The organism is Paenibacillus lupini, from assembly GCF_011761355.1.
Classification (GTDB): domain Bacteria; phylum Bacillota; class Bacilli; order Paenibacillales; family Paenibacillaceae; genus Pristimantibacillus; species Pristimantibacillus lupini.
In genome coordinates, this window is record NZ_JAASRW010000003.1 from 799419 (window position 1) to 810508 (window position 11090).

Consider the following 11090-nt stretch of genomic DNA (forward strand, 5'->3'; position numbering starts at 1 on the left):
ATCGCGTGAGGGGGATAAGTCATGGTGACGCTGAGGCAGATGGCTTCGACGGTCATTTTATTTTTGATCGGAAGCTCCTCCTTGTTTGCTCTTGGAGGCAAGGCAGAGAAGGATGCCTGGATGTCTGTTTTTATAGGGGTGTTAGCCGGGCTGGTGCTGCTTAGCTTAGTGACTTTGCAGATTCAAAAGCTGGAGCCGGGGCGGAATCTTATTGAGATTTATAAACTTTATTTCGGTAAAATCATTGGCTTCGCATTTGGTTTCATCTATGTCGTCTACTATTGCTACAAGTGTATTCGTAACGTTCGTGAGTTTGCAGACTTGTCTATTATGCTCATGCTCTCGGATACGCCTTTATCGGTCGTTATGCTCATCATCTGTCTGATTGGCGGCTATGCGGTAATGGGAGGACCAGGTGTATTCTTTCGGATGGTAGAGATGCTGCTGCCTATTCTGCTGTTGATTTATGTGGTCCTGTATATTCTGCTGATCAGCTCAGGGCTTATTGATTTCAACCGACTGCTGCCATTCCTGGAGAAGGGGTTCAAGCCGGTCTGGGACGCCGCTATTCCTGAGATTATTTCGTTTCCATTTGGTGAAATGGTGTTGTTCCTCATGTTCTGGCGCTATGTCGAGTTTAAGCAATTCAGCCAAATTATGAAAATGACAATCATGGGCTATTTATTCGCTGGGATGTTCATCACCTTTATGAATGTAGTCATTATCTCCAGCCTTGGATCGTTTGCTGGCTGGAGTACGGTTCCACTGCTTCAAGCAGCAACCTATATTTCAATTGGCAACGTATTTGAGCGGATTGATCCACTTGTAGCTCTGCTCTTCTTCACTGCCGTGTATGTCAAATTGACCGCTTACTATTTGGGCGCTTCACTTGCCCTTGCTTATTTGCTCGGCATCTCGCTGCGAATAGCCGCGATTCCAGTCGGGCTTGGTATATTCATCGGCTCGTTTTGGTTCAAGAGCTATATGCATCAGGTTAACGTAGGGTTCGAGCAAAACTTGAAGTACCATTTTCCAATTTTTCAAATGCTTATACCAGCGGTACTGCTGATCGTTATGCTGTTAAGAAAAGGTGTACGCTCTGGCAGCAGCCATAAGCAGCCAAGCCATCCAACTAGTGAGGAAAGCAATCATGCCAAATGATGATAAGACAACCAAACAGTATGAGAATGAAGCACCAAAAAAAGAAACGAAACCCGAGCAAGTGCTTATTCCCGATTTGGACATTAATATTGAACGTCTGCATCGCTTTCTAGGCGGGGGCGCGGATATCGTATGCCGTACCCTCCAGCATCGTTCATTTGATAATGCCCGTTATGCACTGCTATATATTGATGGCATTGTAGATGGCATAGGACTCAACACGATGCTGCTTGGTCTTCTTGATGATGCCAATCGATATATCGAAGGCGGAGTGGAGTCGAGCCTTTATCATCATCTAACCGAGCGGGTGATCGCAAACGGCAAGCTTGGCGAGGTCAATTCGATCAATAAAGCATGCTATGCGATGCTGGAAGGAAGCACCATTCTTGTTGTGGATGGCAGCCTGCGGGCCATTATTATTGATACAACCGGAGGCAAGTCCCGAGCGGTGGAGGAGCCAAGCAGCCAGACCGTTGTACGGGGACCGAAGGAAGGCTTTACCGAAAATTTGAGGACCAACACCTCACTTATCCGCCGAATTATAAAGTCACCAGACTTACGTTTTGATTACAAAATGATAGGACATCAGACGAGGACAAATATTGCGATCGTTTATCTGGAGGGGATCGCAGAGGTTGAGGTCATTAAGGAGGTTCACCGCAGGCTAGATGCCATCGATATAGATGGCGTGCTCGAAAGCGGTTATATTGAAGAATTTATTCAGGACAGAGCCTTTACGCCATTCCCTCTCCTCCAAAATACGGAGCGACCAGATGCGGCATGTGCGGGTATATTAGAAGGCCAAGTCATTATTATGGTATCGGGAACGCCGTTTGTTCTTCAGGCACCGGTAACCTTTGTGAAGTTTTTTCAATCCAGCGAGGATTACTACCAGCGATATGATATTGCGACATTTCTAAGGATAATCCGGATGACCTCCTTTTTTATCTCTATGCTGCTGCCGTCGCTGTATATTGCGATAACCACCTTCCATCAGGAAATGCTGCCGACCTCGCTGCTCATCAGCTTGGCCGCACAACGTGAAGGTATTCCGTTTCCCGCATTGCTTGAGGCATTCTTGATGGAGATTACCTTCGAGATATTACGGGAAGCAGGCGTTCGGATGCCGCGCATTATCGGACCTGCTATTTCGATTGTTGGGGCACTCGTGCTTGGCCAGGCTGCGGTTCAAGCTGGTATTATTTCAGCTGCCATGGTCATTGTCGTATCATTTACGGCGATTGCAAGCTTTGTAATTCCGGCTGTAAATATGGGAGTTGCAGCTCGACTTATACGCTTCTTACTTATGATTCTGGCTGGGACATTTGGGTTGTTTGGTATTATGTCGGGGCTGATGATCCTGCTTGCTCACATGTGTGGTTTACGTTCCTTCGGCAAGCCATACCTGATGCCTTTTGCACCGTTTGTTGCATCGAATTTGAAGGATGTACTGATTCGTGTCCCTTGGTGGGCGATGCGTACTCGTCCGACTAATATTGCAAGCGATAAAAACATAACAAGGGCAGGTGCCGGGCAGAAGCCTAGCCCTGATCAGGAAGGAGTCTAGATGATGAAGCCCGCTATTTCGACAACGCAGACAGTCGCATTAATCCAAAGTGCGATTGCCCCTACCATGGTGTTAGCGATACCAAGTGTTATGGTCAGCATTGCTCAGCATGATGCTTGGATTTCAGGCGTTATAGCGGGTATCGTCGGTCTACTTATGGCTCTAATCATAGCGGCTATAAGTAAGGCCAATAAAGGACAGTACTTTGTTGAATGGCTGGAGGGCAGGTTAGGTAAACCGATTGGTATTGCTATTGGCATTATGTTTGGTATTTATTATTTCAACAACTTTTGTGTCATCGTGAGGGTTTTTGCCAACTTTGTATCCGATATGGTGCTTGATGAGACTCCTCTATTTATGCTGGTAGGTATGATGGTAGTGGTAACCGTCTTTACAGTCTTACAGGGGATAGAAGCTATCGCTCGCTCTGCTTTTATGGTGCTTCTTCTGATTCTAATCGTTGTGCCGGTATCCGTCTTTATCCTGTATACGGATATTGACTTTAAGAGGCTGATTCCCGTGTTTGATACTAGTGCAGCAAGAATGGCAGTTGCATCCCTTCCTCCAATTGCCCTTCTCTCTGAGGTGTCGGTTCTGCTTATATTGACTCCCTTTATGAAAAAACCAGCATCTGCTATAAGAGCAGGATTATTTGGCTCGCTCTTAAGTTCTTCACAGCTGCTGCTCGTTATTTTGTTGGCATTAACCATCTTTGGACCGCAGCTTGTTCCGATGCTGTCGTATACCTTTGTTAACGTGATGGCGATTGTGGAGGTCGGCGAATTTCTGGAGCGGATAGAAATCTTTACGGTGTCCGTCTGGTTTCTGACGATGTATATCAAATTAACCGTATTTCTGTTTGCAGGGGTGCATTGTCTGACCCATTCTCTTCGTTTGAAGAGTAAACATCATGTCCTGCTCGGGTTAGGCCTTCTTGCATTCGTAACGTCGGCGGGCGAATGGCCTCGTAATCTGGAAAGCGGTTATAAGAATTTGGCCAATATGCCGCAGCTGCTCCTTATAAACGTTGGTCTGCCTATTCTGATTGCCCTAGGTCTTCTAGTCACACGGGGGAAAAGGAAGCAAGGAGGGAAACAAAGGTCATGAGATTACTTGTTATGAAACGAATAGCTTGTGCTGCTCTGTTACTTCTTGCTGCTTTGACAACAACCGGCTGCTGGAATCGGATCGAGCTGAACGAGGTGGCTATTACATCGGCAACAGGAATCGACTGGGATGGTGAGAACTGGATTGTCTCTTATCAGGTCGTTATCCCAGCCGCAATCTCTTCGGTAACCGGCGGCTCAGGAGGCGGTGGGCCAAAATCCCCTATTATCGTGTACTCCACAAAGGGCAAAACGATTCGTGATGCGATTATGCACAGTTTTTCCGAAAGCCCCCGCAAGCTGTTTTTCGCTCATAACCGAGTCGTTGTTATTGGTGAAAAAGCGATGAACCGCGGGATTAATGAGCTTATTGATGTCTACTTCCGCAATTCGGGTTCCAGGGAAACCGTGAGTGTGCTCGCTACTCCCGGCACGGCTAGAAAGATTCTAGAGCAGTTCATGCAGCTGCAGGCTATTTCGGGGGCGGGAATGAAAGAAATCATTATATCCGAAATGAAGAATACTTCCATTCTGCCGAATATTCCGGTATACCAGTTGGCGATGGAGCTAACGGGTGATGCTAAAAGTGCGGTCGTACCTGAAATCTTTGTGTCAGGATCAGGGGATACCTCTTCCCTGGATTCGTTCAGCAATACCTCTATTCCATCCAAGCTGAAGCTCGGGCGTCTGGCTGTGCTGAAGGATGACAAAATGATCGGCTGGATGAGTCGTAAGGAATCGCTTGGTGCCGCCTATCTGCGTGATAGCGTACAGCAATCCTTCATCGTAGTTCCTTGTGAAGGTGGAGAAGGAAAGAAAGGATATGATACGATTCAAATCTTAAAGTCTTCAACCAAAATTATTCCTAAGCTGCGCGGGAGCAAGCTTACCTTTACTGCAGATGTTGATGTCTCAGGGACATTGTTGGAATCAAATTGCGCGCAGGATTTATATAAACCTGGTGTTATTCAGGGCCTTGAGCAAGGTGGACAAGTGCAGATCAGCTCCTTGCTCCAGGATGCATGGAAGAAAGGTCAGCAGATGAACACGGATATATTCGGGGCAGCAGAGAAAGTGCATCGTAAATACCCGAAGCAGTGGAAAGAGTGGGGCAAGAACTGGGATGAAGTCTTTAAGGAGGCTCCGCTCGAGACGAAGATAAAGTTCCGAATGGCCCGGATGGGACTCAGCAATAAATCGTTCCAATATCTAATGGATAAAAGGGAGAAGTGAGCCCATGGGATACTTCGTTATTCTCATACTGGCGGCGTACGTCGTGCTGCTCATTATAGGTGGGAAGCAGCTCACTCGTAAGAAATGGTACAAGGATTTGGTCGTATATATCGTACTGTTGACCTGGAGCACCACTATAGCGGTAGGGATGGCTATGGATTGGCCAGCTGTATCAGCGGGCACTACTGTAGCCTTAATTAATAAGAGTATGGGGCCTTTGAGGAATGTGATGCATGCCATGCTTGGCTGGGGAATAGATTAGCTTGGAGTGGGACTTTGTTCCTTTGGTATGAGTGGGTATATTAACCGAGTGGTGATTCCGAAGAAACCCGTATTGTGCGGGTTTCTTTTTTTGTTTATCCTACGATGGTATCAATTGTGTGACACCTTTGACGAATGAGAAGGAATTATGACGAATAGCAGCGAATCTGATGAGCCGCAATTATTCTGTCATAAGGTGTGATCATCGTTGAGCAGGCAGTTGAAGTGGGTCTTTTGTATGATTATGGTCATGATGGTCGTGATAAGTTACCCAAGTAACATGGGCGCCGCAGAGGCAAACCAGAACAAAGAGTCCTCAATTAGCGTTCCGTACACAGTGAAGCCGGGGGATACGTTGTTTGCCATCTCCAAGAAGTACTACTTGACCGGGCAATTTGAGCAGGTAGCAAAGGCTAACGGTTTGGATCCAAAAGCGGGCTTAAAGGCTGGAGCTGTCATTAAGTTAAACAATCCACTGGTCCTGGATTATTATGCGGTACAGCAAGGAGATACCGTATATGCCATTACAAACCGTTATTTCAACCGTACGAAATATATGGACGCCTTAATGACTTACAATGGGATAACTTCCCCGGATACCGGATTAAAAATCGGTATGGCACTCCGGATTCCGCTTCCGTCAGGAGAAGGAAAACATACCGTGTTAAAAGGGGATACCTTGTATAATCTGTCGGTTCGCTATTTCAAAGCACAGGACTATCAGCAGGCTATCGTCCAGGCAAATGGAATGGATGCAGCCTCCAGTAAAATCCAGGCGGGAGATGATCTGCAAATACCGAACCCGTATTATAGGACCAAATTCGAAAGCAAGGCTGCAGGGATCGTTCCGGCCAAGCTCTCCATTGAGATCGATATTACCAAGAACAAGCTATATGTGAAATCCGGTGGAACGGTAAAGAAGAGCTTTAACATTGCCAGCGGGAAAAAGGCAGGTCTAACACCAACCGGAAGCTTTGAGATTATGACGAAAATAGAAAATCCCTGGTATTCCGCTAAGGGGATTCCCGGCGGCGATCCGAAGAATCCACTAGGCAGCCGATGGCTGGGGCTCAGCGTTCCGAATACACAAGGGACGAAGTATGGGATTCACGGGACGAATGCTCCCTCATCCATTGGCACGAATGCCAGCGCCGGCTGTATCCGGATGCTAAATGAGGATGTAGAGTGGTTATTCGATATGATACCGAATGGTACTGAGGTTACGATTCATAAATAAATTTGAACAGCAGGACGTGAAAAAGAGGGGTGAAAGCCCCTCTTTTTCCTTTACTTATTAGAAATCATATTTTACATACTTACTAATGATTTCTTCATCCTCTATATCTTCAAACCATTCCGAATGAATCCATAGTGGAATTTGCAGGATCGACTCGAACTGCTCAATAGCCGCCTCGGGATCTTCTTGATTAAGGGTCTGTATGATTTGTTCGGAATGGGAATGACCAAGCAGTTCAGCGAGAATAGGGACATCTGCTATTTTGCTTTCCAGTTCATACTCTTCTTGAGTAGATTCAGAGCACCATAAGTGTCCAGTCATATACTCGCCGCTTTGGAACAGATTGATCTCCAGCACATCGTCATCAAAGTAGGAGCAGGTGAAGCTTATTTCTATATCGCTTTACGCATCAGCTTCGAATCCTTCGGCAGCAGGAAGGCGCATAGTCCAAGCAGCGGAAGGAAGGAGCAAAGCTCGATTGTAAAGGCAACATCCTTCACATCGGTAAGCCATCCGAGCAGGACGGAGCCGAGGCCTCCCATGCCAAACGCCAAGCCGAAGAATAAGCCGGATACGGTTCCGATATGACGCGGTAACAGTTCCTGCGCATAAACGATAATAACGGAGAAACCGGACATGAGAATCAGGCCAATTGCACAGCACAGTACCATGGCAATGCCGGGATTTACGTAAGGGAGCAGCAGAGAGAATGGTGCTGTTCCGGCGATAGAAATCCAGATCATTGTTTTACGGCCAAACTTGTCGGCAAGTGGTCCTCCAAGAAGGGTGCCAACCATGCCGGCGAATTGCAACGCGAATAAGCAAATTTGGGCACGGGCGAATGACAGATTGTAATGATCAATGAAATAGAACGAGTAATAACCGGTCATCCCCGCAATATAAACGAATTTGGAGAAGAGCAGGATGATGAGCAGCAACATGGTGCCCGCAATAAAAATAGTCGAATGCGGCGACTGTGCATCCAGCATTTTATTTGCAGCTTTCTTAGCGGATGCCGCGAATGTAAGCTGACTGGCGTACCAGCGGCTGATGATGATCTGGACAGCGATGCCAACGACAGCGAAAATCGTAAACCATAAGAAGCCTTGCTGCCCATGCGGCATTAATAAGAAGGCAACGAGCAGCGGAGCTAGTGCTTGGCCAGTATTACCGCCTACTTGGAAGAGCGATTGTGCCATCCCCTTCCCGCTTGAAGCAGCCATTCGGGCTACTCGGGAAGATTCCGGATGCAAAACGGACGAGCCTACGCCTATAAGAGTCGCAGATACAAGTAACATCCAGAAGGTGTCTGCATAAGCGAAGCCAATTACACCTGCCAGGGAGAAGAGCATCCCAAGAGGAAGCAGAAACGGCATTGGCCGGCGGTCGGATATGTATCCGATGAAGGGCTGGAGTAAGGACGCCGTAATGTTGAGCATAAACGCAACCCAGCCGATTTTGGTAAAGCTCAGATGCATGGTGGATTGAAAAAGTGGAAAAGAAGAAGGCACGGCAGTCTGCATCGCATCATTCAGCAGATGGGCGAAGCTGACACCAAACAGCATCCAGATCGCTGGGTTGCGTTGTGCCTGTATGGCAGCGGTTTGATTCATTGCGTTGTACTCCTTTTTTGATTTTTTTCCAGTATAGCGGGAGAAGGGGAACAAGGTCGTTGCGAAAAGTGCTGCAAACCGAGCAACTTTTGCTATAATGATGGCAGGTGAAGAGACATGGAGATGAAGGTAGAAACGGATTGGATCGAGTTATGGCAAGGAAGCCATAACTTCAAGAATGTTCCCCATATACATGAGGATTGGATGCAGGTTACGCTGCCAATTAAGGGTATTTGTCATTTTACGCAGGAAGAGCATAACTATGGCCTGAAAGAAGGGAATGGCCTGCTTCAGCCGCCAGGTACGGAGCATCATTTTTATCTGGGAGAGCAGTCTTCTGTTATTATCCTGAAGGTGCGTGAACGTGGGAACGGTGGGATGGCATCTATTGATCCGCAATTTATAGCTGGAACGGGTCATGATATTAAGCAGACTTTTCAGGCTGATGATATAGTCGGCCGTTTCCGTCAATGGATGCTGGCTCTTATACAAGGTCAGGCCTTGGCCGATCCGCTTGCTGTGCAGGAAGTGGAGCAGGATGTTGTCTCTTATCTGGGTGGAATGCTGAAGCTTGGTGAGAAGGAACGAATGCCTAAAGGTATTTCGGATCCGCATATCCTTCGGGCTTTATCCTACATTCATGACTGTTACGAAGAGATGATTAATATTGATGAGCTAGCTGGAATTGCGCTGCAAAGCCGCTATCATTTCATTCGTTCCTTCCGGGAAGCAACAGGAACAACGCCGTATCAATATTTGCTTAAGCTGCGGATTAAGGAAGCCATGAACCGGCTGCGCCGCTCAGATGCTACAATTGGTCAAATAAGCGTGGATCTTGGATTCTCAAGTACCAGTCAATTCCACCGTGCTTTTCTGAAGATGACCGGTGTAACGCCACAAGCTTATAGACTTCAATGAAGCAAGAGAGAGACCCTTCCGATTCGGAAGGGTCTTTGTGCAAAATGCCGCTTGACCCTCACACTAATGTCAGGGTATATAATCAACTCGAATCGACGATGCAGGAGGCGTTAAAGGATGAAAATCGGAGAGCTGTCGGAGCGTACCGGAGTTAGTCTGCGGTCATTGCGTTATTATGAGGAGCAAGGCCTGCTAACACCAATCCGGCTGGATAATGGTTATCGAGAGTATTCACCACTTGCGGAGGAGCAGGTGAAGACGATTCAGCTGTATCTTCATCTTGGCTTATCGACGGAGCAGATTGCAGGCTTCTTAAACTGTGTCTTGATGAATAAAGAGTCGTTCTGCCAAGAGGTACTCCCGATTTACCGTCAGAAGCTCGAAGAAATTGAGTCTCAAATCCATCTGCTGAACAATATTAAAACCAACCTCGAAGACCGCATTCAGTCGATTCTAGATGAACAGAAGGAAGCGGAGGAGAGAAAATGAGTGTAACCAAGATTGATGATGTTGGCTTTGCGAATGCAATTCGGCAGCAAGGTGTAACACTGGTCGAGTTTGGAGCAAAATGGTGCCCGCCGTGCAAAGTGCTGCTCCCCATTCTTGATGAGCTGCAGCAGGAAGAAGGAGAGAGGGTATCGATTCTGCAGGTAGACTGCGACGAATCACCGGACATTGCCTCGCAGTTTGGCGTCATGTCGATGCCAACCGTTATTGTTTTCCATAACGGCGAGCCAGCAGACAAGTTTATTGGCCTCCGGCCAAAGGATGTATATCAACAAGCGATTGCCAAGTATGCGTAACGGCAATGCTAAGAAGCCGCGGAAATTTTCCGCGGCTGTTTTTTATAAATACTGGCTAGATTGGATTCTGTACAGCGAAATGGCCTCCATTATATTGTAGGAGGCAGCTAGATTGGATTCCATGCAGTGAAATTCAGTACCTAGGAGCCTGCTGCAGCATTACTTGTCAAATTGACTGTATGAATTCCAACGTACCTTTACCACAATGGATTTGCGGCAGATTAGATTGGATGAATTCCAATCTAGCATACGTCGGTTTGCCCGATTTGGGCAATTACTGTTCTACAGCCTAGCTGTAATCACAAAACGTGCAGCATTGGTTTTGATTCCTTTATTAGTTTGATTCTCTAAAACAAATTGATAAAGGATGCGATAGTCGTGCTCGTTTTCTCCGAAGCTAGGAATAATAGGCGTGTGCGTCAACAGGAAAACCAAGTCTTCAACGGTTTGATAATATTCCGTAACGTCGAAATCAAACGACTGTATATCTGTAAAGCCAGCTTCCTTTAGTTCTGTCAAGTACTGCTCCCTAAGTTTGCCTGCTGTAGTTCCCCAAGCTTGCCCTCTTCCGAAAGCTTCTTTGAGGTTCAACTTATCATCCTCGCTGACTTGCTGTGTAATGAAGATGCCGCCTTTAACTAACACTTTAGCAGCTTCCTTGGCGCTGAAATTCGAATGTCTGCAAGTGATCATATCAAAGAATTCCCTTGGGAAGTCGAGTTTCTCAGCATCCATTTGCAGAAAACGAACATTAGATTTGCCTGACCGATTGGCATTTTCGATGGCTGTTCTAATCATTTGCTCAGATCGATCAATTCCCGTTAGCAGCAGTACTGAATCAGCAATCGGCAATATCGATTCGCCACCGCCAGTTCCGATATCAAGCAAAAGATCCGACGTCTTGCTTCGTGTTATCACTTCTTTGGCGAAATTCCATTGCAAACCCTCTGAGATACATTTCACATGGCTGAAATCCCAACCGTTCATCTTGCCAACCTTATCATAAAATTGTTTGTATTCGATCTCGTTCATTGATGATCACCCACTACCTACTATAGCTACAAAGATTAACGTAATGCGAGATAAAGTTTAGATATAACTAAATGGACTGACTGTATTCTATAATGCAAAAATACATGTCATTTTCTCGATTCACGAGATCATCAAAATGCGAAAGTACAGGATGATCCC

At 46.6% G+C, this 11090-nt stretch carries 12 protein-coding genes; 9 read left to right on the plus strand and 3 right to left on the minus strand.

What is annotated here, in order from left to right:
• Positions 1-21 precede the first annotated feature (21 nt).
• From FHS17_RS13175 to FHS17_RS13200, 6 genes are all read left to right on the plus strand, one after another.
• Complete coding sequence (locus FHS17_RS13175; RefSeq protein WP_167278843.1) at positions 22-1161, plus strand: GerAB/ArcD/ProY family transporter; 1140 nt, start codon at positions 22-24, stop codon at positions 1159-1161.
• Positions 1151-2728, plus strand: coding sequence for a spore germination protein (locus FHS17_RS13180; protein ID WP_167278844.1), 1578 nt, complete (start codon positions 1151-1153; stop codon positions 2726-2728). The genes FHS17_RS13175 and FHS17_RS13180 overlap by 11 nt, the downstream gene beginning before the upstream one ends.
• The gene (locus tag FHS17_RS13185; protein WP_243865315.1) at positions 2729-3835 is read left to right on the plus strand and encodes a GerAB/ArcD/ProY family transporter; all 1107 of its coding nucleotides are present in this window, start codon (positions 2729-2731) and stop codon (positions 3833-3835) included. It begins immediately after the preceding gene.
• Complete coding sequence (locus FHS17_RS13190; protein ID WP_243865316.1) at positions 3832-5067, plus strand: Ger(x)C family spore germination protein; 1236 nt, start codon at positions 3832-3834, stop codon at positions 5065-5067. Before FHS17_RS13185 ends, FHS17_RS13190 begins: the two co-directional genes overlap by 4 nt.
• A gap of 4 nt (positions 5068-5071) precedes the next feature.
• The gene (locus FHS17_RS13195; protein ID WP_167278845.1) at positions 5072-5329 is read left to right on the plus strand and encodes a hypothetical protein; all 258 of its coding nucleotides are present in this window, start codon (positions 5072-5074) and stop codon (positions 5327-5329) included.
• Between the two features lie 207 nt (positions 5330-5536).
• Positions 5537-6565, plus strand: coding sequence for a LysM peptidoglycan-binding domain-containing protein (locus tag FHS17_RS13200; RefSeq protein ID WP_167278846.1), 1029 nt, complete (start codon positions 5537-5539; stop codon positions 6563-6565).
• Between the two features lie 57 nt (positions 6566-6622).
• Here the strand turns inward: FHS17_RS13200 and FHS17_RS13205 are convergent, their stop codons facing one another.
• Positions 6623-6886, minus strand: coding sequence for a hypothetical protein (locus FHS17_RS13205; protein WP_167278847.1), 264 nt, complete (start codon positions 6884-6886; stop codon positions 6623-6625).
• 71 nt (positions 6887-6957) lie between these two features.
• The gene (locus FHS17_RS13210; protein WP_167278848.1) at positions 6958-8178 is read right to left on the minus strand and encodes an MFS transporter; all 1221 of its coding nucleotides are present in this window, start codon (positions 8176-8178) and stop codon (positions 6958-6960) included.
• 117 nt (positions 8179-8295) lie between these two features.
• Here FHS17_RS13210 and FHS17_RS13215 point away from each other — a divergent pair, with 117 nt between their 5' ends.
• The 3 genes from FHS17_RS13215 (at position 8296) to FHS17_RS13225 (ending at position 9899) form a co-directional block, all read left to right on the plus strand.
• Entirely contained in the window at positions 8296-9096 is an 801-nt protein-coding gene (locus tag FHS17_RS13215) for an AraC family transcriptional regulator (RefSeq protein WP_167278849.1), read from the plus strand.
• Between the two features lie 117 nt (positions 9097-9213).
• Positions 9214-9585, plus strand: a complete 372-nt coding sequence (locus tag FHS17_RS13220) for a MerR family transcriptional regulator (RefSeq protein ID WP_167278850.1) — start codon at positions 9214-9216, stop codon at positions 9583-9585.
• Complete coding sequence (locus FHS17_RS13225) at positions 9582-9899, plus strand: thioredoxin family protein (protein WP_167278851.1); 318 nt, start codon at positions 9582-9584, stop codon at positions 9897-9899. Before FHS17_RS13220 ends, FHS17_RS13225 begins: the two co-directional genes overlap by 4 nt.
• Positions 9900-10181: 282 nt before the next feature.
• Here the strand turns inward: FHS17_RS13225 and FHS17_RS13230 are convergent, their stop codons facing one another.
• Positions 10182-10931 carry a class I SAM-dependent methyltransferase gene (locus FHS17_RS13230; protein WP_167278852.1) on the minus strand — a complete coding sequence of 250 codons (750 nt, stop codon included), beginning with the start codon at positions 10929-10931 and terminating at the stop codon, positions 10182-10184.
• Positions 10932-11090: the final 159 nt, after the last annotated feature.

Bases quoted from the DNA above. Each gene is read 5' to 3' on its own strand.
- FHS17_RS13230 (WP_167278852.1), bottom strand. From the start codon at position 10,931: ATGAACGAGATCGAATACAAACAATTTTATGATAAGGTTGGCAAGATG.
- FHS17_RS13220 (WP_167278850.1), top strand. From the start codon at position 9,214: ATGAAAATCGGAGAGCTGTCGGAGCGTACCGGAGTTAGTCTGCGGTCA.
- FHS17_RS13215 (WP_167278849.1), top strand. From the start codon at position 8,296: ATGGAGATGAAGGTAGAAACGGATTGGATCGAGTTATGGCAAGGAAGC.
- FHS17_RS13210 (WP_167278848.1), bottom strand. From the start codon at position 8,178: ATGAATCAAACCGCTGCCATACAGGCACAACGCAACCCAGCGATCTGG.
- FHS17_RS13185 (WP_243865315.1), top strand. From the start codon at position 2,729: ATGATGAAGCCCGCTATTTCGACAACGCAGACAGTCGCATTAATCCAA.
- FHS17_RS13205 (WP_167278847.1), bottom strand. From the start codon at position 6,886: ATGACTGGACACTTATGGTGCTCTGAATCTACTCAAGAAGAGTATGAA.
- FHS17_RS13190 (WP_243865316.1), top strand. From the start codon at position 3,832: ATGAGATTACTTGTTATGAAACGAATAGCTTGTGCTGCTCTGTTACTT.
- FHS17_RS13225 (WP_167278851.1), top strand. From the start codon at position 9,582: ATGAGTGTAACCAAGATTGATGATGTTGGCTTTGCGAATGCAATTCGG.
- FHS17_RS13180 (WP_167278844.1), top strand. From the start codon at position 1,151: ATGCCAAATGATGATAAGACAACCAAACAGTATGAGAATGAAGCACCA.
- FHS17_RS13195 (WP_167278845.1), top strand. From the start codon at position 5,072: ATGGGATACTTCGTTATTCTCATACTGGCGGCGTACGTCGTGCTGCTC.
- FHS17_RS13175 (WP_167278843.1), top strand. From the start codon at position 22: ATGGTGACGCTGAGGCAGATGGCTTCGACGGTCATTTTATTTTTGATC.